Source organism: Flavobacterium sp. (assembly GCF_027531705.1).
Lineage (GTDB): Bacteria > Bacteroidota > Bacteroidia > Flavobacteriales > Flavobacteriaceae > Flavobacterium.
Map to the genome: position 1 here is coordinate 60979 of NZ_JAPZSP010000018.1, position 26277 is coordinate 87255.

20 protein-coding genes are annotated in these 26277 nt (G+C 32.1%); 8 read left to right on the forward strand and 12 right to left on the reverse strand.

Features of this window, described 5'->3' with window-relative positions:
* Positions 1-89: 89 nt before the first annotated feature.
* Together O9267_RS06045 and O9267_RS06050 are read left to right on the forward strand one after the other, a co-directional pair.
* A complete protein-coding gene (locus O9267_RS06045; RefSeq protein WP_298177175.1) occupies positions 90-701 on the forward strand; it encodes a hypothetical protein in 612 nt (203 codons plus the stop codon).
* Between the two features lie 71 nt (positions 702-772).
* Positions 773-3004 carry a M20/M25/M40 family metallo-hydrolase gene (locus O9267_RS06050; RefSeq protein ID WP_298177177.1) on the forward strand — a complete coding sequence of 744 codons (2232 nt, stop codon included), beginning with the start codon at positions 773-775 and terminating at the stop codon, positions 3002-3004.
* A gap of 56 nt (positions 3005-3060) precedes the next feature.
* Here the strand turns inward: O9267_RS06050 and O9267_RS06055 are convergent, their stop codons facing one another.
* The 4 genes from O9267_RS06055 to ffh all read right to left on the reverse strand — a co-directional run bounded on the left by O9267_RS06055 (position 3061) and on the right by ffh (position 7279).
* On the reverse strand, positions 3061-3552 hold the full coding sequence (locus tag O9267_RS06055; RefSeq protein WP_298177179.1) for a GNAT family N-acetyltransferase: 492 nt from the start codon (positions 3550-3552) through the stop codon (positions 3061-3063).
* A gap of 1 nt (position 3553) precedes the next feature.
* Complete coding sequence (locus tag O9267_RS06060) at positions 3554-4438, reverse strand: bifunctional 5,10-methylenetetrahydrofolate dehydrogenase/5,10-methenyltetrahydrofolate cyclohydrolase (protein WP_298177180.1); 885 nt, start codon at positions 4436-4438, stop codon at positions 3554-3556.
* A gap of 37 nt (positions 4439-4475) precedes the next feature.
* A complete protein-coding gene (locus tag O9267_RS06065) occupies positions 4476-5789 on the reverse strand; it encodes a T9SS type A sorting domain-containing protein (RefSeq protein ID WP_298177182.1) in 1314 nt (437 codons plus the stop codon).
* Between the two features lie 143 nt (positions 5790-5932).
* Entirely contained in the window at positions 5933-7279 is a 1347-nt protein-coding gene (gene ffh, locus O9267_RS06070; protein WP_298177184.1) for a signal recognition particle protein, read from the reverse strand.
* A gap of 221 nt (positions 7280-7500) precedes the next feature.
* Here ffh and O9267_RS06075 point away from each other — a divergent pair, with 221 nt between their 5' ends.
* The 6 genes from O9267_RS06075 to O9267_RS06100 are packed head-to-tail and all read left to right on the forward strand — an operon-like array spanning position 7501 to position 10982.
* A complete protein-coding gene (locus O9267_RS06075) occupies positions 7501-8013 on the forward strand; it encodes an ankyrin repeat domain-containing protein (RefSeq protein WP_298177186.1) in 513 nt (170 codons plus the stop codon).
* A 33-nt stretch (positions 8014-8046) separates the two neighbouring features.
* Complete coding sequence (locus O9267_RS06080; protein ID WP_298177188.1) at positions 8047-8799, forward strand: T9SS type A sorting domain-containing protein; 753 nt, start codon at positions 8047-8049, stop codon at positions 8797-8799.
* Positions 8800-8805: 6 nt separating this feature from the next.
* Positions 8806-9195, forward strand: coding sequence for a hypothetical protein (locus O9267_RS06085; protein ID WP_298177190.1), 390 nt, complete (start codon positions 8806-8808; stop codon positions 9193-9195).
* Positions 9196-9199: 4 nt separating this feature from the next.
* On the forward strand, positions 9200-10060 hold the full coding sequence (locus O9267_RS06090; protein ID WP_298177192.1) for a DUF5777 family beta-barrel protein: 861 nt from the start codon (positions 9200-9202) through the stop codon (positions 10058-10060).
* Positions 10061-10071: 11 nt separating this feature from the next.
* Complete coding sequence (locus O9267_RS06095) at positions 10072-10431, forward strand: hypothetical protein (protein WP_298177193.1); 360 nt, start codon at positions 10072-10074, stop codon at positions 10429-10431.
* 11 nt (positions 10432-10442) lie between these two features.
* Complete coding sequence (locus O9267_RS06100) at positions 10443-10982, forward strand: YceI family protein (RefSeq protein ID WP_298177194.1); 540 nt, start codon at positions 10443-10445, stop codon at positions 10980-10982.
* On the opposite strand, the gene O9267_RS06105 is transcribed toward O9267_RS06100, so the two are convergent.
* The 8 genes from O9267_RS06105 to mnmA all read right to left on the reverse strand — a co-directional run bounded on the left by O9267_RS06105 (position 10983) and on the right by mnmA (position 26261).
* Positions 10983-12473 carry a tetratricopeptide repeat protein gene (locus O9267_RS06105; protein ID WP_298177195.1) on the reverse strand — a complete coding sequence of 497 codons (1491 nt, stop codon included), beginning with the start codon at positions 12471-12473 and terminating at the stop codon, positions 10983-10985.
* Positions 12474-12577: 104 nt separating this feature from the next.
* Entirely contained in the window at positions 12578-14452 is a 1875-nt protein-coding gene (locus tag O9267_RS06110; RefSeq protein WP_298177197.1) for an OmpA family protein, read from the reverse strand.
* A gap of 9 nt (positions 14453-14461) precedes the next feature.
* Positions 14462-15412, reverse strand: a complete 951-nt coding sequence (locus O9267_RS06115; protein WP_298177198.1) for a type IX secretion system membrane protein PorP/SprF — start codon at positions 15410-15412, stop codon at positions 14462-14464.
* Between the two features lie 10 nt (positions 15413-15422).
* Positions 15423-21821 carry a gliding motility-associated C-terminal domain-containing protein gene (locus tag O9267_RS06120; RefSeq protein WP_298177201.1) on the reverse strand — a complete coding sequence of 2133 codons (6399 nt, stop codon included), beginning with the start codon at positions 21819-21821 and terminating at the stop codon, positions 15423-15425.
* Positions 21822-22052: 231 nt separating this feature from the next.
* A complete protein-coding gene (locus O9267_RS06125; RefSeq protein ID WP_298177202.1) occupies positions 22053-22478 on the reverse strand; it encodes a hypothetical protein in 426 nt (141 codons plus the stop codon).
* Positions 22479-22488: 10 nt separating this feature from the next.
* Positions 22489-23427, reverse strand: a complete 939-nt coding sequence (locus tag O9267_RS06130) for a nitronate monooxygenase (protein WP_298177203.1) — start codon at positions 23425-23427, stop codon at positions 22489-22491.
* A 2-nt stretch (positions 23428-23429) separates the two neighbouring features.
* Positions 23430-25049 carry a S8 family serine peptidase gene (locus O9267_RS06135; protein ID WP_298177204.1) on the reverse strand — a complete coding sequence of 540 codons (1620 nt, stop codon included), beginning with the start codon at positions 25047-25049 and terminating at the stop codon, positions 23430-23432.
* Positions 25050-25073: 24 nt separating this feature from the next.
* Positions 25074-26261, reverse strand: a complete 1188-nt coding sequence (mnmA, locus tag O9267_RS06140; protein WP_298177205.1) for a tRNA 2-thiouridine(34) synthase MnmA — start codon at positions 26259-26261, stop codon at positions 25074-25076.
* Between the last annotated feature and the right edge of the window lie 16 nt (positions 26262-26277).

Here is a 26277-nt window from a genome sequence, read left to right on the forward strand (position 1 = left end):
ATTATTGTAAAAAAAGAATTGGCAAAAGCGTGAATATTGTGCTTGCTTTGAGAAAATTTATATATTTACGCAGACTATAAATAACAACCATGAAACACATTGATAAAATACAAGCAATACTTCCATTAGGTTACATTTATCTTGTAGTGTTGGGCATTTTGAAAGAAACCGTTTTCTTTTACCAAATTGGAATAAATATTCTCAATTATTCATCTATTATGGATATTTTGATAAGTCCAATAGCCACTTTTCTTTCGCATCCAATAATATTTATAGTCATTATATTATTCTTTGTATTTTGCTATAATCTACCGACTATTTTGTTTAACCATGGTCACAAAAGTTGGGTGAAAAAGATATTCGAATTAAAAAAAACTAAGGATGATTTGCCAGATGATGAGATTAAGAATTATTATCTTATGGTTTCATTGAAGTTTCTTGCTATTTGTTTGTTGTCTATTTATTTAGGATTTGGTTCGGCAGAAGGTTTTATAACATCGGATAAGATAAAAAACAACAAATTACATTATGATTACAAACTAAATTATAACACTGGAGAATCAGAAATTGTAAGTATTTTAGAATCAAATAGTGTCTACTATTTTTATGTTTCAAAAGGTAAAAAAACTGTCAAAATTGCTCCAATTGGTGGAATACGAAATATTGAACTAATCAAAAACAGAATGCTTGATGAAAAATAAATTTATACTTATTAAAAATCAATTTTACTATATTTACACACAAACAATTCTTTAAAAATAAATTCAAATTTATGAATCTAATTTCATTTAAGAAAAACCTATTTCTACTAGTTCTAACTTCAATTTCTATAACTGCAATATCGCAAGAAAAACACCTAAAAAACATTCAAAAACTAACTTTTGGTGGCGATAATGCCGAAGCCTATTTCAGTCCCAATGGGCAAATGCTTACCATGCAAGTTTCTAATCCGAAAGCAGGAATTCCTTGTGATCAAATTTATTTATATGATTTGCAAGCCAAAATATATTCATCTGATAATTTGAAATTAATTTCAACAGCAAAAGGTCGCACTACTTGTTCCTATTTTATGCCCGATGGAAAACATATTATTTATGCTTCCACACATGCATCAGCAAATGAATGTCCAGCACCGCCAAAACCACACGATGGAAAATATCTTTGGGCAGTTTATCCAGAATTTGATATTTACATGTCAGATTTAGATGGAAAAATTGTGAAACAACTTACTAATTCACCAGGTTATGATGCGGAAGCAGTAGTTTCACCAGATGGAAAAAAAATAGCATTTACAAGTACCAGAAGTGGCGATTTGGAGCTATGGACGATGGACATCGACGGAACAAATTTGAAACAAATCACATTTGGATTAGGTTATGATGGCGGAAGTTTCTTTTCGCATGATAGTAAAAAGTTAGTATTTCGTTCTTCTAGACCAAAAACTGACGCAGAAATAAAAGATTATACCGATTTGCTCAAAGAAAATGTTGTAGCTCCAACCGAAATGGAAATTTATACATGCAATGTTGATGGCTCAGATATTAAACAAGTTACTCATTTAGGAAAAGCCAATTGGGCACCATTCTTTCATCCATCCGATAAAAAAATTATTTTTTCATCTAATCATCACTCAACTCGCGGCTATGATTTTCAACTTTATATGGTTGATTTAGATGGAAATAATATTGAACAAATTACATGGGAAAGCGAATTTAATGCGTTTCCAATGTTTTCACCTGATGGAAAAAAATTAGTATGGTCAAGTAATCGTCAGCAACAAGCGGCTCGCGAAACCAATGTTTTTATTGCTGATTGGGTTGATACAGACGAAACTGAAAAGGCGAAAGTTGCTAATTTGAAAAAGAATATTTCGTATTTAGCATCAGATGACTTAAAAGGAAGATTAACAGGTTCTAAAGAAGAAAAAATTGCTTCCGATTATTTAGTAAAAGAATTAAAGTCTTTGGGAATAAAACCTTATTTAAGAAAAAACTACATTCAAACATTTGATTATAAAGTAAAAATTAACCCAAAAGATTCAACCGAATTAAAAGTAAATACAGGAAGAAATGTTATTGGTTATTTAGATAACAAAGCTTCAAAAACTATTATAATTGGTGGACATTATGACCATTTAGGATTGAACGAACATCATCATTCAACCAAACCAAATTCGGATGGCGAAATTCACAATGGTGCAGATGATAATGCATCAGGAGTTGCAGGTGTTTTGGAATTAGCGAGAATGCTTTCGCAAAATAAAACGGTTGAAAAAGCCAATTATATTTTTGCGCTATTTTCTGGAGAAGAAGATGGCTTGATAGGTTCTAAAAAAATGGCAGAAACTATTAAAACTTTGTATCCTAATGTAAGTACAATGCTAAATATGGATATGATTGGACGTTTGAATGATAAAAAAGAATTAACAATTGGTGGCGTTGGAACTAACCCAGAATTTAGTAAAATGACTGAACGCTTGAAACCTGCTGGATTCAATATAACACTTGATGAAAGTGGTGTTGGACCATCAGATCATACATCCTTTTATTTGAAAGATATTCCCGTATTATTTTTATTCACAGGAACTCATAACGATTATCACAAACCAAGTGATGACGAAGATAAAATCAATTATATCGGTGTGACAAGTATTGTTGATTACGCATTCAGAATTGTGAATGAAATCTCAATGATGGACAAAATTGAATTTACAAAAACAAAAGTAAATGCTGGTAAAACTAGACCAAAATACAAAGTTACATTAGGAATCATGCCTGATTATACCGATCATGGTGATGGTTTACATGTAGACGGCGTAACAGATGATCGACCAGCGCAAAAAGCGGGATTAAAAGAAGGCGACATTATCATAAAAATCGGAGATTATACTATAAAAGAAGTATACAGTTATATGGAATGCTTGGCAAAACTAAATTCAGGCGAAGAAGTCACTATTGTTTACATAAGAAATGGCGAAACCAAAACTACAACTGCTAAACTTTAAATATTTTTCAAATAAGTCTCTTAAATTCTTGTTTGTGAAAACGGATAAGGTTTTTTTTATAAAATGAATTCCATCACATAATCATCCATTACATAACCGTTTCCTATTTCGAAAACTTTTTCTTCTGTGATTTTAAATCCGTATTTAAGATAAAAATCTTTGGCTTTGTTATTACGATTTACGGTAAGTTGCAAAACTTTATCATTCTCTTTTATGGAAATTTCTTTGATATAATCTATCAATTTTCGACCAATTCCTTTTCCTTGTGTTTCGGGCAAAACGTAAAGTTTGTGAATTTTAGTAGTATTTGAAGCTTCAACATGTAATTCATAAGAAGCAAAACCAACAAAACGATTTTCATCTTCAACTAGCAAAAATACTTTTCCACATTCAAGTTGTTTTTTAAGCGATGAAAGACTGTACATCATTTCCATCATATAGTCAAATTGTTCTTGTGAAAGAATAGAATTGTATGTTGCTGGCCAAATAATTTGTGCCAACTTTTGAACCTCAACAAGTTGTTCTCTAGTAGCTACAGAAATTGTCATTTTATTTTCTTAATCGTTTTTGTTCTCTTGCCAAAAGTGTGTTTTTTAGCAACATTGCAATTGTCATTGGTCCTACTCCACCAGGAACTGGTGTTATAAACGATGCTTTTTTAGAAACATTTTCATAGTCAACATCGCCAACAATTTTGTATCCTTTTTCAGAAGTTTCATCGGCAACACGTGTAATTCCAACATCGATTACTACTACATCATCTTTTACCATTTCGGCTTTTAGATAATTTGGAACACCAAGAGCCGTAATAATAATATCTGCTTGAGATGTAATTTGGTTAATATTTTTAGTATGACTATGGGTTAAAGTAACCGTAGAATTTCCTGGAAAATGATTTCTTCCCATCAAAATACTCATCGGACGACCTACGATATGACTTCTACCAATAATTACTGTATGTTTTCCATCGGTTGGCACATTGTATCTTTCTAAAAGTTCTAAAATTCCAAAAGGAGTTGCTGGAATAAAAGTACTCATATCCAAAGCCATTTTTCCAAAATTTTCTGGGTGAAAACCATCAACGTCTTTGCTTGGATCAATCGCATTAATAATACTTTGCGTATCTATTTGTTTTGGAAGTGGAAGTTGTACTATAAAACCATCAATATCATCATTTTGATTTAACTCTTTAATTTTTTTAAGCAACTCCGTTTCTGAAGTTGTACTTGGCAACTTCACCATCGTAGACTCAAATCCTACTCTTTCGCAAGCTTTTACTTTGCTGCCAACGTAAGTCAAACTTGCACCATCACTACCTACAATTATTGCAGCTAAATGTGGCACTTTTTCGCCATTGTCTTTCATTTTCTGAACTTCGGCAGCAATTTCGTTTTTGATATCTTCTGATACTTTTTTTCCGTCTAACAGAGTCATTTTAAAATACTTTTAATTAAACACTTAGCTCTATAATTTAAGATTTGATTATCTTTTTTTCAATAGTAACTTTATTTAGTGTAATTTTCAAAATATAAATTCCTGAACTTAAAAAATTAGTGCGTAAAACATTTTTCAAATTAGTGAGTAATATACTTTCAACTAAAATACCATTACAATTATATAAACTGGCAACTCCATTAAGATTTTCCTTAGTTAAATTAATTGATAGTTCATCAATAATTGGATTAGGAAATACTTCAATGTTTTTATCTAAATCATTATCTGTTGTTTGTAAATTTATACTACAACCACCATTTAAATTAACAGCAATATTAGTATTTATATTTGTACCATTACCTAATTGCCCACTACCATTACTTCCAACATTAAAAATTGCACCATCATTTTTTACAAAAACAGAGTGACTACTACCAGCATAAATATCTGAAATATTTGTGATGTTAAGAACGGGGGATGGATTATTAGTATCAATGTTGTTACCTATCCCTAGCTGACCACTGTTATTGAAACCTGCAGCCTTAACGATTCCATTATTTTGTAAAAAAAGGGAATGTAAATATCCAGCTGATATTTTTACTATCCCGGATAACTCCATAATTTTGAATGGCGAATAATTATATGTACCTACATTGACGCTATTTCCTACTTGTCCGTAATTATTAGAACCTGTTGCCCAAACAGTATTATCATTTTTTAAAAACAATGAATGAGTACCCCCAGCAGAAACTTGAATAATGTTATCTAATCCTGTTATTTGAGTTGGAATGTCAACACCAAATAAAGGTTGATTACCTATTTGTCCGTAGTAATTACCTCCAATTGCCCATACTGTACCGTCACCCTTTAGAAATAATACATGATATAAGCCAGCGCTAATTGCTATAATTTCTGAAAGTCCAACTATTTGAATTGGAATCGTTTTATTTACAGAAGTTCCGTCTCCAAATATTCTTGCAGTATTGTCTCCAACACCCCAAACAGTTCCATCATTCTTTAAAAAAATAGAATAATACGAATTAGCCGCTATTGAAACAACGTTAGTCATAAGCAACACTTGATTAGGGATATAACTGCTTACAGTAGTGCCATTGCCAAGTTGCCCGAGAGAATTTGCACCAACAGACCAAACGGTTCCGTCATTTTTTAAAAACAAAGAATGACCGTTTCCTGCTGCAACTGCTGTAAAGTTTCCATTTAAAAGTGGCTGAACCAAAGAGCTTTGATTTGAATTAATACCAATTCCTAGCTGACCATTTCCATTACTTCCAATAGCATTTACAAAACCGTTGTCACAACTAAAAATTGAAAAATTTAATCCAGTACCCACACGTTGTGAATAAACTGTGCATTTGAAAAATAAAAAAAATAAAAAAAAGTATCTCAATTTAAAAACATTAAATTTTATTTTTTTGGCTAGCATCTTATTCAGTGTTTAATTATAAATAAAGAATCAATAAATATTTTAGTCTATTACATTTTTGGCATTCCGCCTTTCATTCCAGCCATCATTTTCATCATGTTTTTTCCACCTGGTCCTTGCATCATTTTCATCATTTTGCTCATTTGGTCAAACTGTTTCATTAGCTGGTTGACTTCTTCTATTTTTCTACCAGAACCTTTTGCGATTCTAGTTTTTCTTTTCACATCAATTAAAGCTGGTTTGCTTCTTTCTTTTGGCGTCATCGAGTAAATGATAGCTTCTATATGTTTGAAAGCATCATCTTCAATTTCAACATCTTTCATGGCTTTGGAAGCACCTGGTATCATTCCTACCAAGTCTTTCATGTTACCCATTTTTTTAACTTGTTGAATTTGCGCTAAGAAATCATCAAAACCGAATTCGTTTTTAGCAATTTTCTTTTGCAATTTTCTTGCTTCTTCCTCGTCATATTGCTCTTGTGCGCGTTCAACTAACGATACAACGTCACCCATTCCAAGAATACGTTCTGCCATACGATTTGGATAGAAAACATCGATAGCATCCATTTTTTCACCAGTTCCGACAAACTTAATTGGTTTGTTCACAACCGATTTGATGGTAATGGCAGCTCCACCACGAGTATCACCATCTAATTTGGTAAGGATAACACCATCAAAATTTAATCTATCATTGAAAGCTTTTGCCGTATTTACAGCATCTTGCCCAGTCATTGCATCAACAACAAATAATGTTTCTTGTGGTTGAATTGCTTTGTGAACATTGGCAATTTCGGTCATCATTTCTTCATCAACAGCCAAACGACCTGCTGTATCGACAATCACAACATTAAAACCGTTAGCTTTTGCGTAAGCTATTGCTTTAAGAGAAATATCTACTGGATTTTTATTTTCTGGCTCTGAGTAAACCTCTACTCCTATTTGATCACCTACAACATGTAACTGATTAATCGCCGCCGGACGGTAAATATCACAAGCTACTAAAAGTGGTTTTTTGTTCTTTTTAGTTTTTAGATAATTAGCTAATTTTCCTGAGAAAGTAGTTTTACCCGAACCTTGTAAACCAGACATCAAAATTACGGTTGGATTTCCAGAAAGATTGATTCCTGCTGCATCACCACCCATTAATTCGGTTAATTCGTCTTTAACCAATTTAACCATTAATTGTCCTGGTTGCAATGTTGTTAATACATCTTGACCAATTGCTTTTTCTTTTACTCTTGTGGTAAAATCTTTGGCAATTTTAAAATTTACGTCGGCATCTAATAAAGCACGACGAACTTCTTTAAGTGTATCTGCAACGTTAACTTCGGTAATTTTTCCGTGACCTTTTAGTATATGAAAGGCTTTATCTAATTTATCGCTTAAATTATTGAACATAATTAATTGGAGTTTCTAAAAAATTGAAGTGCAAATTTAAGCATTTGAAATTGAAGTTTAAATAGATTTGAATAAAATTGAAATAAAAACAGCAAAAATTTCAATCACACATGTTGTTAAAATAAAAAAATATATTTTATTTAGGTTGACAAAAGGTTAACAAGCGATTTTTTAACAATTTTTTTGGTTTTAATTATTTATATTTGTTCAAAATAAGAAAAATGGTTCGTTTTTTAATAGTATTTACAATCTTTACATCAACTTGTTTTGCACAACAAAAAAATATTTTTGATGTAGCTCGAAGTGGAACATTACAAGAAATTGAACTTCTTTACACAGAAAATAAAAATTGTACAAACGAAATTAATGAATATGGATTTAGTCCGTTGATTTTGGCTTGCTACAAAGGAAATTCTGAAGTTGCCAAATTTTTAATTGAAAAAAAATCAAATCTGAATTATGTTTCAGATGAAGGTACAGCTTTGATGGCAGCAGTTGTAAGGGGAAAAAATGAATTGGTAAAATTGTTATTAGAAAATGGTGCCAATTCTAATTTAACAAATTCACAAGGAACAACGGCTTTAATGTATGCAGCTCAGTTTAAAAACATAGAATTAGTAAAATTACTTTTGCAATACAAAGCAGATAAAACGATAGTAAACAAAAATCAAAAAACAGCTTTTGAGTTTGCTGTTTTTAGTAATAATGACGAAATAATTAACTTACTTAAATAATAAATCAATAACTAACCAATAAATCAATAACTTATGAAAAAAATTACTTTATTATCTTTACTAATGCTGAGTACATTGGGTTTTGCTCAATTTTCGACAGGAACTGTTACTATTCCGGGTTCTGGCATGACAGTTAAAATTGATACAAACACATCAATTGTTACTTTAACTCTAACTGGACCAAGTGGTGGATGGATGGGACTTGGATTTGGTGGAAGTAATGGTATGCCATCTGTTTCTGATATGTTTATTTGGAACTCATCTGCAAATAGAGATTACACACCATCTGGAAGCACTGCTGCCCCTTCTGCTGATGCTACAGCTTCGCAAAGTTGGACAATCGTTTCAGACAATGTTGTAGGTACTACAAGAACAGTTGTTGCAACAAGAGCACTTGTTTCAGCAGGAGATTACACGTTTACCAATTCTAATTCTGCAATTCCTATTATTTATGCAAGAGGTTCTGCCCAAGCACTTGCCTACCATGGAAATAATCCACACTCAGGGATAGTTTTACAAAGAACACAACTTGGAGTAGAAGATTTCTCTTTGAATGCTTCTTCTGTTTATCCAAATCCTTCAAATGGAACATTTACAATTTCTAGTAAAACCAACATGACTGAAATAAACGTATATAGTCAAACAGGTGCTTTGGTAAAAACTATCAAAGTAGAAGATAGTTCAGAAAAAGCTGAAGTAATTGTAAACGGATTACAAGCTGGTGTTTATTTAATTGAACTAAAAAATAATGCTGAGAAGTCTTGGAAGAAAGTTATTGTAAACTAACAAAATATGACAAAAAAAACTAAAATAGTTTTAGCATCAATTCTAGGATTAGGATTGGTGCTTTTTGTTACTTATAAAATTATGTTGACATCAGGTGCAAGAGATTTAGAAACCGAAAAAACAGCATTTACCGTTTCAACAAAAGAAATCGTAAATGAATTTGCTACCGACACAAGTGCTACAACTAAATATTTGAATAAGGCAATTGAAATAAAAGGTGTTGTAACTCAAATAGAAGATAAACAGCTTATTCTTGATGGTGTTGTAATTTGCGCTATGAAAAATGCCGTAACTCCTGAAAGCAAAGACAAACTAATCACTGTAAAAGGTAGGTTTTTGGGATATGACGACCTTATGGGAGAACTTAAATTAGACGAGTGTTCAATTATTAAATAAATTTATGAAAGTTACTAAAATACTATTTTTTCTACTCTTCTCATCTTTTGGAGTCACTTATGCCCAGGATGATTTGCTAAACGAACTAGATTCTGCCAGTTCAAACAAAAAAGAAATTGAAATTGCTGCCTTCAAAGGAATGCAAATTTGTAATATGCAATCGACCAAATTAGCTGCCAAAGGTGAATGGTACTTTTTAGTTTCACACAGATTTGGAGATTTAACAAACGGTTTAGATAATTTCTTTGGGTTGGATAATGCCTATACAAAATTGGGCGGTCTTTATGGCGCAACAAATTGGCTAACACTAGGAGCAGCCAGACATACTTACAACAAAACTTATGAACTTACAGCTAAGTACAAACTAATGAATCAAGAAGTGAATGGTTTTCCTGTAACAATTGTCGGATTCAACTCAATGGATATTAACACGCTTCTTTCTAAAGATTTATATCCTGGATTATCGGGCAGTAATAGATTGGCATACACTTCTCAACTCTTAGTTTCAAGAAAATTTTCTAACTCATTATCACTTGAGGTAAATCCAGTTTGGGTGCATAAAAATCTTTATGACATAACAACCGAAAAAAGAGATCAGTTTTTGCTGGCGGCCGGTGGAAGATATAAAGTTTCAAAAAGAATTAGTCTAAACATGGAATATGCAGCTAGAATAAGTCAACCAGATGTAAAAACCTTTCAAAACCCATTAACCGTTGGTATGGATATTGAAACAGGTGGTCACGTTTTTCAGTTAGTTTTTTCTAATAGTCAAGCTATGAATGATGTCGCGTATTTTACAAACGCTTCAGGAAAATGGGATGACAAAGGCATCTTTTTTGGATTTAATATGTACCGTGTTTTTTAATTTTTATTACTATGAAATTTATATCTAATTATATAGCTACTTTTATTATTGTGCTAATCTTTACTTCTTGTGAATCAAACACTTATTCTGAAATTGAAGGTGAAACAATCGTTACCAATCCAACTTATCAAAAAGACATAAAACCCATAATTGATTCAAATTGTATCAGTTGTCATGATAATGGTTCAGGAATTGGCGGTTTTCCATTATTAACATATGATGACGTGAGATTATCTACCGAATCTGGTAATTTAATTTTCAGAATTGAATCAGCTACTGGCGAGCTGTCAATGCCTCGTAATGCAACAAAATTAAGTCCATCAAAAATTAATTTGATTAAACTTTGGGCAGCAAATAACTATCCTAATTAAAAATTACTACTATGAAAAAGTCAGCAATCCTTTTTGTCCTTTTACTATCTGCCGTGACTGTTTTTTCACAAAAATTGAACACACGATCAGGCGAAATAAAGTTTGAAGCATCAATGCCAGCACTTGAAGAAGTTGCCGCAAAAACCAATAGTGCTTCATGTGTTTTAGACCAATCTTCGGGTGATTTTGCAGCGTTAGTTTTAGTAAAGTCATTCAAATTTAAAGTTCCATTGATGGAAGAACATTTTAATGAAAATTATATTGAATCGTCAAAATTTCCAAAAGCGACATTTAAAGGTAAAATTGTAAATTATGACAAATCTAAAACAGGAAAAACAACCTACGATTTAGAAGGTGATTTGACTATACATGGTGTTACTAAAAAAGTTAAAACCAAAATTACAACTGAAACTAAAAGTGGAAAAGTGGAAGCTAAAAGTAGTTTTTCGGTAAAAGCTGAAGATTATAATATTGAAATCCCGAATTTGGTAAAAAATAAAATTGCCAAAAATATAACTATCGATTGCTTGTTTTCTTTAGCAGCCAAATAACTAATTTATTATTTTAAATAGCTCAATCGTATAGCGAACTTTACCATCATTGGTAGTTATTATTTCTTCTTCAAAAGGATAATATAAGTTATTGATAGCTTTTAGTAGATACTTGGTGTTAGGTTTTGCTTTCAGAATAAATTCTGTTTTATTGCTTGACACCAATTCTGCTACTTTTACACCTTTCATATCGAACAAAACAACGTTTGTATTTGGCAATGGATTTTTGGTGTTTTTATCAATAACATTTCCTTGAACAAAGAAGTTCGTTTCATTTTTTACTCTTTTAAAAGAAAACAAGTTTGTATTGCCACCATCTCGATTTGAGGTCATAAATCCTATATCGGTAGTATTGTTTACACTGAATGCAAAATCATCAAAATTGCTATTTATAGTAGCTCCAAGATTTAAAACATTTAGATAATCGTTGCCAAAAACATCACACATGTAAATGTCAAGTCCACCCATTCCTTGATGTCCGTTAGACGAGAAGTATAAAACTGCATTATCTTCAGAAATATATGGCGATTTTTCTTCTTGAATAGTATTTACACTTTTTCCAACGTTTATCGGATTACTATAAGTTCCATTCTTATCAATATTTACATAAAAAATATCAAATCCTCCAATTGAACCTTCGCGATTACTTGAAAAATAAAGTCGTTTTCCATCACGACTCAAAATAGGACTTTCGTATGAAGACTTAACATCACAAAATGGAAGCTTTGTTCCGCTAATCCAAACACCATTTATTAATTCAGCTTTATAGATTGATTTAGTTGCAAAATGAATTGCACTAGCTTTAGCTTTTTTATCATTAGTTCTACAAAAATAAACGGTTTTACCATCTATTGAAAAAGTTGGAGAACTCTCATGTAATTTCGAATTCAATTCTTTAGAAAAAGGCTTCGCATTTATAATTAAACCAACCTTATTAACATCGGCAACAACAAAATCATAGTCCGATTCAACATTTCCTGCATAGTTAGGCATATTACCTTTTTTGGCAGAAGCATAAATCACTTGATCTTGGTAAGATGTTACTCCATAATCGCCATTTGTATTGTTTTTAGACATCATCTGAATGTCATAGGAATACGGAATAAGCGACTTTAGATTGTATAAAAAGTTAGGTGTAATAATAGAATACTTCAAATACAAACTCATAATTGGGTCAGATTTGGTATAATCACCCGTTTTCATAAGAGCTTGAGCGTAGTTAAAATAATTTTGAGATTGAAGTGAATCTTTATAATCAGCAATCAATTTATCGTATACATTTATTGCTTCTGATAGTTTATTTTGAAACAAATAACAATCGGCTAGATTAGATAAAATTGGGTATGACTGGGCTAATTTTTCATATTCAACTGCAGCTTCAGCAAACTGCTTATTAGCAAATAATTTATCGGCTTTTTTAGAATTACTGCTTTGAGAAATTCCTTGAGCAAAAATCCCAAAAAGTAATAGAAAAGTATATAGTATTTTCATTTGTTTTTTTACCTAAAAATCAACGATAATATTAATCAAAATAGGTCTTTAATCAATTTGATTTTTTATTTGTTACAAACAAAATTATTAACACTTTAGTCTAACTATTTCAAAATAATAAATTCGCAACGTCTATTGATAGAATGCTCGTCTTCAGAACAATTATCACCACATCTAATTAATGGAATTGCTTCTCCAAATCCTTTAGAACGAAGTCTTCTTTTATCAATTCCTTTCCCAACGAGATATTCTAAAGTTGCTAAAGCCCTTCTGTTAGACAACATTAGGTTAAAAGTTTCACTTGCTCTTGAATCGGTATGTGCTCCTAACTCAATTTCCATTTCAGGATATTTGACAAGCAAATCATAAAGAACATCCAAAATTCTTGCTGCATCTGGTTTGATTTCCCATTTATTAAAATCAAAATAAATATTTTCAAGCACAATTTGCACTTTACCATCTTGTCGCTTGGTTATAATTTCCTCTGCGTCATCATAGCATTCCATAAAAAGTTCGATAGAATAACGCATTTTCCCTTCTTCATTGGTAACAAATTCTTGCTCATAAGGAATGTAGAAATTTTTTACAGCACGAATTTTATATTTAGTATTTGGCTGAGTTATAAAAGTGTAATCAGCTTTTGCACCTACAACCATTTCACCAGCCACATTTCCTTTATCATCATACAAAGTTACTGTTGTTCCTGGCAAAAATTCTTTAGTATTTTTATCTTTTATATCACCTTGCAATACAAAATTATCTTCGTTTTCTATTCTTTGAAAAGAGTATAAATTATCAATTCCTTTTCTATTAGATGATAAAAAACCTCTATTTGTTTGTTCATCAACCACATAAGCAAAATCGTCAGAATTACTATTGATAGTTGCTCCTAAATTAACCGGTTTATGAAAATCGCCATTTACCGATTCGCTCATAAACAAATCCAATCCTCCCATACCTTGATGACCATCGGAAGCAAAGTACAAAATAGATTCATCTTCATTTACAAAAGGAAATTGTTCCCTGTGAATTGTATTGACCAAATTTCCTAGATTAATAGGTGAACCATAAGTTCCATCATCATTTATCGTGACAACATATATATCAAAAGAACCAATAGAACCTGGCATATCACTTGAAAAATATAATTTTTTTCCATCTTTACTCAAAACAGGATGTTGCGTTGAATAGGTGTCGCTGCAAAACGGAAGTTCATTTATATTTTCCCATTTACCATTGTTAAATTCAGCTTTAAAAATCTTAACACTGGCAAATTTTTCATCACCAACTTTAACCTTTTTATCATTTGTTCTATTAAAATACATTATTTTTCTATCACTTGAAAAAGTTGGAGAACTTTCATGCGTTTTAGTATTTATTTCTTTTGGAAAAGGCTCCACATTAGTCAATAGCCCATTTTCATCCATAGTAGCCGTAAATAAATCTAGATAAGGTTTCCCATTCCATTCATACTCTGGGTTAGCATTATTTCTTGCTGATGCAAAAGCAACTTTATCTCCGAAAATCGCAATACCAAAATCACCATTTGTGGTATTTTTAGTCATTAATTGTAAATTATAATTATACGGAACAATTGATGCTAAATTGGAAATAAATACAGGTGTATCAACATTATATTTTAAATATTCACTCATTATGACATCAGCCTTAACGTAGTCACCAGTTCCCATAATTGCCTGAGCATATTTGAAATAAGTTTCGGGATTTATAGAATCTTTTCCGGTAAGAAATAATTTGCCATAAACCCTAACAGCATCATTCATTTGATAATTATTGTAATAACAATCGCCTAAATTCTGAAGCAAAGACTGATTTTCTTTTAATTTTTCATAGATAGCCGCTGCCTGAACAAAAGATTTCTTTTTGAACAAACCATCTGCTTTTTTCTGACTTCCCTTCTGCCCTATTGCCAGAAAAGAAAAGAATAGTAAAAAGAATATGTTAAAGTACTTTTTCATATTTTTTCTTTAGAAAAATCTTGGAGATTTGTCATAACCCCCATTTTTAGAATCATCTTTAGACCCTATATTAAATAATAAAAATAGTTCATGTGAACCTGAATTATATTTTCCAAGATTTGAAAGCGTATAATCATAAGAATAACCAACCCTTAAATTTGGAGTAATATTTATCGTGGTCAAACCGCTAACAGAATCGTCAAATCTATATCCAACACCAAACTCAATTTTGTTATTTATCAAAACATTTGCCGAAAAATCAATTGAAACTGGCGCGCCCGAAACACCTTTAGCCATAAAAGCTGGCTTAAATCTATAAGTTTCATTGATATCAAAAACGTAACCACCAGTTAAAAAATAATGTATCGATTCAACTCCTGTGGTCTGAATTCCGTCCTTTTTTTCAAGGTGCTTTGTTGTAAGAAGATTTGGGACTGATAAGCCTACATAATATTTATCACTAAAAAAATAAGTTCCAGCTCCAACATTAGGAAATGATTTATTAATGTTATTTGCAAATGCCAAATCAGTTTGAATATCAGTAAACTGAAAACCATTAAAATTAGTTTCAAACAAAGTAATTCCACCTTTTACACCAAAAGAAAGTTTATTTTTTTCGGAAACAGGAATGACATAAGCAAAGTCAGCATAAATATTGTTTTCTTTTACCACATCTCCAATTTCGTCATTAATTACTGATAAACCCAATTCGATTTTTTGAGAAATAGGTGTATGAACAAACAAGGTTGCTGTTTTTGGAGCACCAACAGCTCCAACCCATTGCGTTCTGTATAAACCACCAACATTAATTACCTTCTCAGTTTGCGTTGCATATGCAGGATTTATTACATTCATATTATACATATAATGTGTAAACTGTGGATCTTGTTGAGCGCTTACCATAGTAGAAACCATGATAACAAATGCAAAGATTATATGTTTTATAGATACTATTCTCATATTTGCTTTTTTATCTACTTAGGTAGATTCGCCCTTGAATTGGTTTTTTTAATTCGCTATTTAATTCTAAAACATAAAAATAAACCCCTACTGGAACGCTTTCTTTACCAATAGTCAAGCCATTCGCAGAAGTTGTTCCATCCCAATCTGGCGTGGTTATATCGCCACTATAAAGTACATTTCCGTAACGATTATAAATTTCTAACTTATAATTTGGAAATTGTTCCCTTAAATTTTCTATAACAAAAGAGTCATTAATAGTATCAGAGTTAGGAGAAAATCCATCAGGAATTAATAATTCATTACAAAAAGACAAATCTACAGTAACTTGTAATCTTGGTGTGCTTTCACAACCTGCAATAGAAAATGTTGCATAATAAGTAGCACCATCTTGAAGCAAATCAGTTGGTGCATAAACATTACCTAATATAGCGGCATCATACCATAAAACGGGTTGATTTTCGGCAATATTAGTTGATAAATCTTCAATAGTTGGCAAATCTTTTCTGCAAAATTGATTTCCTTTATTTTCAATATTTGGAGTAGCGAGACCATATACATTAAATGTTACTATAGGAAAACTTGCGCCATTAAGTCCACATAAAGTTATTTGGTTAACCAAACTTAAAATTGTAACCGTAATTGAACCGGCAACTGACAAAACAGATTTTGGTATTTCAAAACTACCTGAGCCACTAGTAAAGTTAATAGGAATTGTTGTAATGATTGAATTTGCACCTGTTAATTCATATGTTAGTGTATAACTACCATTTAAACTTAAAGCATTAGTAATCGAAACTATATTTGAAGAATTTATACAAATTGGATCATTAGCAACAGTCACATTTGCATCAGTAATATTTGGTGCTTCCAAGGCTACAAAATTTGAAGTAACCGATTCTGACAAATTAGAACATCCTGTTATCGAGTTCAAAACACCTGTTACATTCAAAACATAAGTGCCAAAATTTGGTAACGAAGCTGCTGGAATGACAAATGAGCCAGCTCCCGCAACTATTGAAGTAACCGCAGAAACTCCTATTGATGGTATTGCTGTTGGTATAGTATAGTTAAACAGATAATCTCCATCGGATAAACTAGTCGCTCCAGCAATTACAACTACAACATCATTTCCAAAACAAACAGTTGCAATTGAAATATTTGCATCAACAATATCTGGAATTGGACTTATTGTTATTTCTTTAAAAATATTTGATAAACTTGAAGTACAATTAGTTATAGTATTTACTACATTTAAAAATGTTATTGTTGTATTTCCTACATTAGGAATTAGTGCAGAATCAATAACAAAACTAGAACTACCTGCGACTACATTAATTGTAGCTATTTGATTTGGAGAACTATTACTACCAGAAAGCACGTAAGTAATTGTATAATTTCCATCAATCATATTAATTAAATTCACTGCTAAATTTTCACCCAAACAATAAGGAGAAACTACAGTAATATCAGGAATTGCCAAAACTGGATTTGATAATAAAATAAAATGAACTGCTTCATTATCAACTCCGCATTCATTAGAAATTGTATAAGTAAAGTTGTAAGTTCCAGCAGCAAAAGCTGAATAATCAATACTACTATTTACAGTTTGTCCTGAAGCATCTTTCCAAGTTCCGCCTAACTGATTTCCTGATAATAAAGTAAATAAATCTATTGTTCCTCCAGAATTACAAATTGGAGCGATTGGATTAAATGTTCCCGCATATGGTATTGGATCAATTTTTAAAGTTACCACTGCAGAATCGGTTGAACATGGAGAAACACCTCCACTAACGGTATAAGTGAATTGATGGTTTCCAACAGTCAACAATGATGGATTAATTATATTTGAAACAATGACATTATTACTATCTGTCCATACACCAACACCTTGATTACCATTTAATCCAGTAAACAAATCTACATTTGTTGACGTTGTACAAGCTTTTACAAGCAATGGAGCATTCAATCCACCAGCATTTGGAGATTGAACCACAGAAACTGTAACCGTTGCGGTATCCTCTGCACACAAACCGCCACCAATTGTATAAGTATAAACACCTGGCAAATCAACCATCGGATTAAAAACACCTGAATTACTTGCTAATGTTGGTGTCCAACTTCCTCCAGTTTGTGGAGTTCCTTGCAAATAGGAAAATAAATCTGCAGGTGCATAATTGGTGCAGAAAAAAGCAGTTCCATCTTCTCCAGCACTAGGAACAGGATTTACCGTTACTAAAACTGTTGCAGAATCATTACTACAAGTTCCTGTACCGCTAAAAGAATAGGTATACAAACCTGGTGTATTGGTTGCAGGATTAAATATTCCTCCTGGTAAAGATGGTGTCCATGCTCCACCCACATCTGGATTTCCTCCTAAAAAAGTAAATAAACTAAGAGGATTACTATTCGAGCAAAATGGAGCTACATTAGAAATACCTGCATTTGGCCCATCAACAACATTAATTATTAAAACAGCACTAGCATCTTGACAAGGACCAACACCGCTTACTGTATAGGTATAATTGCCAGTAATATCAATAGCTGGATTAAACACGCCTGTATTACTTGCCAATGCTGGTGACCATGTTCCCCCAACTTGAGGATTTCCACCAAGCAAAGTAAATAAATCTATTGGATCTGTATTTGTACACAAAATATGAGAACCACCTGTACCAGCATTAGGTTTATCAATTTTCAAAACAGTGACAGTAGCGACTGAATTTGGGCAAGGAGAAATCCCAGGTACAGTATATGTGTAAATTCCTGAGCTATCAATAAGTGAATTAAAAAAACCTGTTCCTACCGAACCATTTGGGTTTGTCCAAATACCACCAGTTTGAGCAGTTGCTCCCAATAATAAGAATAAATTTTGAATTCCATCATCAGAACAAACTTGTATACTTGTAGAAGTTCCCGCAATTGCTGGTTGCAAAACTATTATAGTAACTATAGCATTGTTAAGCAATTTTGTACAACTTGGCACATCATTAGAAGTAACACTAATTAGTGAAATAGTTGTGGTTGTGGTATAAGAATCACTAAATGTAAATACACCTTGATTATTCAAAACAATGGTATGATTTGTCCCATTTGAGGAATAAACTACTGTTGCATTCGGTGTTCCATTTATTGTTACTAGAGCAGTTTCTCCATAACAAACTGTTGCAGTTCCTGTTATAGTCGCAAAAGGCAATTGCTTTACCGTTATTGTATAATTACCAGATAAAAGGCTACTACATAAAGTTATTCCCGAAGTCACAACACTTACTAAAGTATATATTGTAGTTGTAGTATAGGTTGACGAAATACTATTAGTCCCTAAATTATTTAAAACTATAAATTGACTATTACCGTTCATTAAATAATTGACAGTTGCATTTGGTGTTCCTGTAAAAGTAACAACTGCAGTTGCACCAAAGCAAACTAAATTACTTGAAATTGAAATAGTAGCTGTTGGTAAATCAATTACATTTATTGTTATACTTGTGGTTAAAAGTTTTTCACAAATTGGAATTGTCGCAGATGTTATACTAACAAGAGTTACAATTGTAGTTTGAGTTAATGAAACCACAATTTCAGTTGTACCATCAGGTTCAATGACTAATGTCTGATTTGGATTAGTGCCAACATGATAAACAACCGTTGCTCCTGGTGTTCCAGTAAAAACAATTGTTTTATTACCACCAACACATATTGGATCAGTATTTAATAACGAAACTACAACTTGCGGCAATGGAATAACATTTATTGATATAGTTTGAGATAAGAATTGACTACAAGGTGTATTACCCGGAACAACTACGCTAATCATTGAAATTGTTGTTGTTACAGAATAATTTGCGTGAATTTCCAAAGTACCTGTAGCTGCTATTTGGATAATTTGATTATTACCTGAATTTACTTGATAGGTCACAATTGCATTTGGCGTTCCTGTAAATGTTAAAATAACATCTTGACCAGCACAAACAGGAACTGAACCAACTGAAGCAGAAACACTTGCAACAGGAATTTGAATTACATTTATTGTAACACTACCTGTAACGTTATTTATGCAAGAAATCGAACCACTTGAAACGCTTACAAGATTAAAAACAGTCGTTTGCGTATAATTTCCTGAAATTGCAGTTGTTCCATCTGGTTCAATCGTCAATGTTTGATTTGGATTGTTATCTATATGATAAGTGACAGTTGCATTTGGTGTTCCTGTAAAAACAACTGTTGCGTTTCCACCTGAACAAATTGGATTATTTGTTGAAATAGAAATTGATGCAAAAGGAGTTGGAATAACAGTAATTTGCTCCGTTTGCGATAATGTTTGACTACATAATGTCACTCCACCTGTAATAGCGTTTACTAAAGAAACTGTAGAATTTATTACCAAATTTGTTGAATAATTCGCTAATCCGTTTGAATCTAAAACAACTGATAAATTAGTACCATTTATTGTAAAAAAAACAGTTGCATTTGGAGTTCCAGAAAAATTAATTGTTGCTGTATCTCCAGAACAAATTGGATTTGTTATTATTGGTAAAATTACTGCTGTTGGCAATTGAACAACTTCTAGCGTAATAGTATCAGAAAGATTTTTTTGACAGAAAGTAGTTCCTACCGTTATTGAAACACTAACCAAAGTAATAACTGTTGTAGAGGAAAATAATTGATTAAGCGTTGCAGCTCCTAAAGCATTTAGAACAATAGTCTGATTAGAGCCACCGTTTAATGTATAAATCACTGTTGCATTAGGTGTACCTACAAAAGTAATAACTCCAGTATTTCCGTTACAAATTGGTGTATTTGAAGATACAGAAGCAACTAAATCTGGAACTACTTCGATGACAATAGAACCTGTCAAATCTTTGCTACAACTAGGAGTTCCTAATGTTGCTGCGTTCACTAAATTAATAATTGTTGTAACAGTGTAAATATTAGTAAATGTAACTTGTCCAGTTGGTCCAATAACAACTGATTGATTTTGACCATTAACCGTATAATTTACGAAAGTATTTGGTGTTCCAGAAATTGTAGTAGTTACTGAGCCACCATAACAAACTCTAGTATTCTGAGAAATTGTAACTTCAGGTAATGGTAAAACAGTTAATGTAATTGTTTGATTTAAAGACGAAACACAACTTAAAACTCCAGAAGAAGCGATGCTTATTAAATTAAAAACAGTAGTTGTTGTATAAATATGAGGAAAACTCGCTAAACCATTTGAATCTAAAACAATAGTCTTTATTATTCCATTTTCTAAATAAGTAATAGTTGCATTTGGTGTTCCTTGAAAAGAAACCGTTATCAAATTTCCTCTACAAATTATTGTTGAGCTCAATGAAATAGTTGCTGATGGAGTTGGTTCAATTATTACATTAACAGTGGCATCATTAAAAGGGCACGCTCCGTTTCCAACAGTATAAGTAAAAACATAAGGACTAGATGCTGACGTTAAACCAGCAACATTTAGCGTTCCTAAAAACCCATTAGTTGTTATTACAGGTCCAGTCCATGTACCTGAATTTTCAGGAGAACCATTTAATTCATCAAATAAGTTAAAAGGCGCCGTTGACGTAATTTGATTTTCACAAATGTATATTTCTCCATCTAAACCAGCATTATTTGGCTCAGTCAATGATACAGTTACTGCAAGTCTAGTCTCACTTGAACATGGTATTTCATATGCTTCACAATAATAAGTTTGCCCATCTACTAATTGTGTTGTTGGCGATAATTGAATACCATTAGTAGGGACAGAATACCACAAATTACTACTCGCTACTAAATCAGCAACGGTTGGTGGATTAATTGGATCATTACAAAATTGTTGAAAAGCATCTCCTGTTGGCTCTAGAGGTTTCAATTTTACCCTTACGGCAACCAATGTTCTAGTTGTTTCGCAACCAGTTATTGGATTAGTCTGACTTGCATAATATGGAGTATTATCAATTAATATCGTTGATGCCGTTAATGGAGTTCCACCAGTAGCAGTAGTATACCATTGAACATTATTACCGGTTAACGACAAATTTGCAATTGTAGCATTATTTAAATTATCAACACAAACTGTTTGTCCACTTGGACCTGTTGGTGGATTATAAATCGTTACTGTAACTGCTTGTCTAGTTCCACAATTACCCGTTGCATTATCAGCATAAAATGTTGCACTAGAAAGTATTGAAGTTGATGGATTTATAAAAGCCGTAGCGGGTGCAGTTGCAGTAGCATACCATTTTATTCCACCGCCATTATCAACATAAGCTAAACTAGCAATAGTTGGATTTTGGGAATTACAAAAAGTTTGATTAGTATTTAAAATTGTAGGACATTGAGCTGTAGAAACAAAAGTTCCCGCAAAAAAAAGCAGAAATAAAAGAATCGAATTTATTTTTTTTGCAAGAATATTAATTCTCATAAGCATTCTCATTATCAAATTACCAACTCGTATCCTTTTTTAGTTAAAACTAAAGACAACTAAAAAAGCACTTCAAAAGTACGAATAATATTATACATTACAAGCAGGAAAAAGCTCCAATTATTTTAGTATAATATTACATAATTTAAATACGGGGTTTTCAACAAAAAAGATATGTTATAAACAATTTCATTAACAAGTCTACAAACACATTTAATCAAAAAATGAAGCCTACTTTTGATTCTTGTCTATAAAGTTTTCAATATTATAAACCACTATTACATTTTTTTGATTTATATATAATTGCTTTCTATTACTTTGTTTTTTTCTAGTTATTATCGAAATTGTAAAAGGAATTTTATCCGAATCTTCACATTCAAAACTATAAATCAAGTCATTGTCGTTTTCTTCTTTTTCACCATAACTAAGTATGTTATACAACTGAATTTCTTGTGAATAAACAATAATTCTATTTTTATCAGTATCTAAAGAAATCATAATTGATGCTTTTTCTAAGTCAGACCATTTACCCCAACTCCCTTTTTCATTTTTCTCTAAAACGCTAAAACCTGTTGTTATAAACTTATACGTTTGAGCTTTTCCAAGTTGAATTATAAATAGAAAAAAAACGGTAAATACTATTTGCTTAAACTTCATTTTTATATGTTTAAATTTTAGGAAAATTATTTTTTGCCCAATTAAATTCTGCTATCATTTGGTCGATTATTTCTTTTACTGGTTTGATTTCATTTATCAATCCTGCTATTTGTCCAATTTCTAGTTCGCCTTCTATCAAATCACCTTCAAACATTCCTTTTTTAGCTCTTGCTCTTCCAAGCAATGTTTTTAATTCTTCTGTTGTTGGGCATTTTGCATAAAGCTCTTGTAAGTCATTGAAGAATTTATTTTTGATTAATCGAACTGGTGCTAATTCTTTCAAAGTTACCAATGTATCGCCTTCTTGAACTACAACTATTGTTTTTTTAAAATTATCATGCGCTGATGATTCAACCGAAGCAGCAAATCGACTTCCTACTTGGACACCATCTGCTCCTAAAACCATAGCTGCTAACATTCCTTTACCAGTTGCAATTCCGCCAGCTGCAATCAATGGAATTGAAATTTTTTCTTTAACCATCGGAATTAAAGTCAGCGTTGTTGTTTCTTCTCTTCCATTATGTCCGCCAGCTTCAAATCCTTCTGCTACGACAGCATCTACACCTGCTTCTTGCGCTTTTAAAGCAAATTTCGAACTACTTACAACATGTACAACTATTATGCCTTTTTCTTTAAGGTGCGTTGTCCAAGTTTTTGGATTTCCTGCTGAAGTGAAAATAATTTTAACACCTTCATCTATACAAATTTGAATAATTTCCTCAACATTAGGATACAACATTGGGATATTTACTCCAAAAGGTTTGTCGGTTGCTTTTTTACATTTTTGAATATGTTCACGCAAAACATCAGGATACATTGACCCTGCTCCTATTAAACCCAAACCGCCAGCATTACTGACAGCACTTGCTAATTTGTAACCACTATTCCAAATCATTCCACCTTGAATAATTGGATATTGTATATTAAAAAGTTGCGTGATTTTATTCATACCTAATTCTTACTTATTTTTCCTGTTTTAGAAAAATTATTGGCTTCAATTTTGTAAACATAAACACCTGATTCAAAGCCTTCTAATGAAATTTTTGAGTTGCTATTTGAAAGTTTATTTTCTAAAACATTTTGTCCTAAAGAATTATAAACAGAAATCGAAACATTTTCGATAGAATTAGGTAATTGAACTGAAAAATAATTAGTTACAGGATTTGGATAAATATTAAAATCTTTTGATTCATTTGAAACAAAACCCAAAGTCCCATTTATAAGCGCTTGATTAAAATTAGGAATTCCATATCCTTTTTCATAGTCAGGATTAGTGTATTGACTTGAAGATTCTTTTATCAATTGAATTAATTCTGCATTTGTTTTGGCAGGTAAAGCTTGCCATAAACTCGCTACCATTCCAGCAGTAATTGGGCTAGAAAAAGAAGTTCCATTTGCAGTTGCAATAGTTCCATTTGTATTAGACAAAACACTTGCAACACCTTGAGCAGCAACATCTGGTTTTATATAACTACTGGTCTCAAAACCACGTGAACTAAAACTAGCAATATTTCCAGAAGCATTAACGGCACCAACTGTAAGTGCATTAATAGCATCAGCAGGAGAAGAAACATAAAACCAAGCACTGTTTCCAGAATTTCCTGCAGAATTTACACTTATAATTCCTCTTGAAAAGGCCGCATTTACGCCACGAGTACTAAAATTTGTAACTCCATTCATATCAGCATATGTATGATTGTATGCCGGATTATCAAACTCAGTATATCCTAATGAAGTGTTGAGAATATCTACCCCTAATCTATCAGCTTCTTCGGCAGCTTCAACCCATAATGATTCTTCAAGTGGCTCTTCATTAGCACCATCTTCGGTTATAAACAAATAATAGGCTGCATCTGGAGCAGTTCCTACCAATTGCCCATCAACATAACCGCCCATTGTTGATAAAACCAGTGTTCCGTGTGAAATTCCAGTATAAAAATTTGGATCACGGTTTACATAGTCATAACCTCCAAGAATTTTATTATTATCTCTCAATCTAGCAAAAGGAGCAGCTGTGTCAACACCAGGAAAACCGCCATCCATAACAGCAATTATTTTTCCTTGACCGGTAAAATTTTGTTGATGCAATAAATGTCCATTCAACATTTGAATTTGATTAGCCGAATTTCCATAGTTAAAATTGACTAATGTCTCCATAGTTTTATTTATCTTTCTTTTTTCAACTTGAGTTGAATTAGCTCCAGGTCTATTCAAATTTGTATTAGCATAATCAATAGAACTTACAAATGTCAAACTTGAAAGAGCCTGAATATTTTGCAATGTATTGCCTCTTATGTGTACACAATTCATCCATTTTGACTTAGCTAAAACAGTAATTCCAGTTGCAGCTTCCACTTGATTAATATAGGGTTGATGTACAGGCACGTCCATAATATCTAATGCAATTCCTTGAGCAGTTCTTCTATCTAAAGAACGCTGTGTTAGCATTGTTAGCGGATTATCTAAAAAAGTTTGTGCATTTGGTTTTCCATTAAAATAAACCCAAGCATCTTCTTGAGCAATTGCTGTAAAACTTATTATTAATAGACTAAAAAGTATATATTTTTTCATATTTTCTGTTTTTGGTTTGTAAATTTATGAAATTACTCCCGAACCAACTAATTCATCTTCAATATTCCATGCAACAAATTGTCCTTCAGTAATGGCTGATTGCGGTTCATCAAATGAAACATAAAGTCCTGATTCAAATTGGTATAAAGTCGCTTTTTGCAATTCTTGACGATAGCGAATTCGAGCCATAACTTCCATTTTTTCTCCATTTTTCAATGCTAAATCTTCACGAATCCAATGAATTTCTGATGGTTGTACTCGCAATACTTTTCTAAATAACCCAGGATGATTATGACCTTGACCCGTATAAATTGTATTCGTTTGAACATCGGTAGCGATAATAAATAACGCTTCTTTTGTTCCACCAACATTCAAACCTTTTCGTTGACCGATTGTGAAATAATGAGCACCTTGATGTTTGCCCACAACTTTTCCCATTTGCGGATTGTATTTTATTGGCGTTGACTCAAAAACTATTTGCTCTTCTAACGAATTGAAAGTTGGTTTTTCTAGCGAATACATTGCAACATTAGTGTCAATTTCAATTATAATTCCTTCTTTTGGTTGTAATTGTTGTTGCAAAAATTCGGGCAAACGCACTTTTCCAATAAAACATAATCCCTGAGAATCTTTCTTTTCGGCTGTGACCAAATCAAGTTTAGCCGCAATTTCACGAACTTCAGGTTTAGTTAGCTCACCAATTGGAAATAGTGATTTACTTAATTGTTCTTGCGATAATTGACAAAGAAAATACGATTGATCTTTGTTTCCATCTTTTCCGGCTAGTAACTGAAATATTTGTTTTCCGTCTTTTTCAATGATTCCTTTTCGGCAATAGTGTCCTGTTGCTACATAATCTGCACCAAGACTTAAAGCTATTTTCATAAAAACATCAAATTTGATTTCGCGGTTGCACAATACATCAGGATTTGGAGTTCTTCCTTTTTCATATTCGGAGAACATATAATCTACAATTTTTTCTTTGTATTGCTCGCTTAAATCAACTGTTTGAAATGGAATTCCGAGTTTTTCGGCCACTAAAAGTGCGTCATTACTATCTTCAAGCCACGGGCATTCGTTAGAAATTGTCACAGAATCATCATGCCAATTCTTCATAAAAAGCCCAATTACTTCATAACCTTGCTCTTTTAAAAGATAAGCAGCCACACTCGAATCTACTCCGCCCGAAAGTCCAACGATAACTCGTTTCATAATTCTAATTTTATGT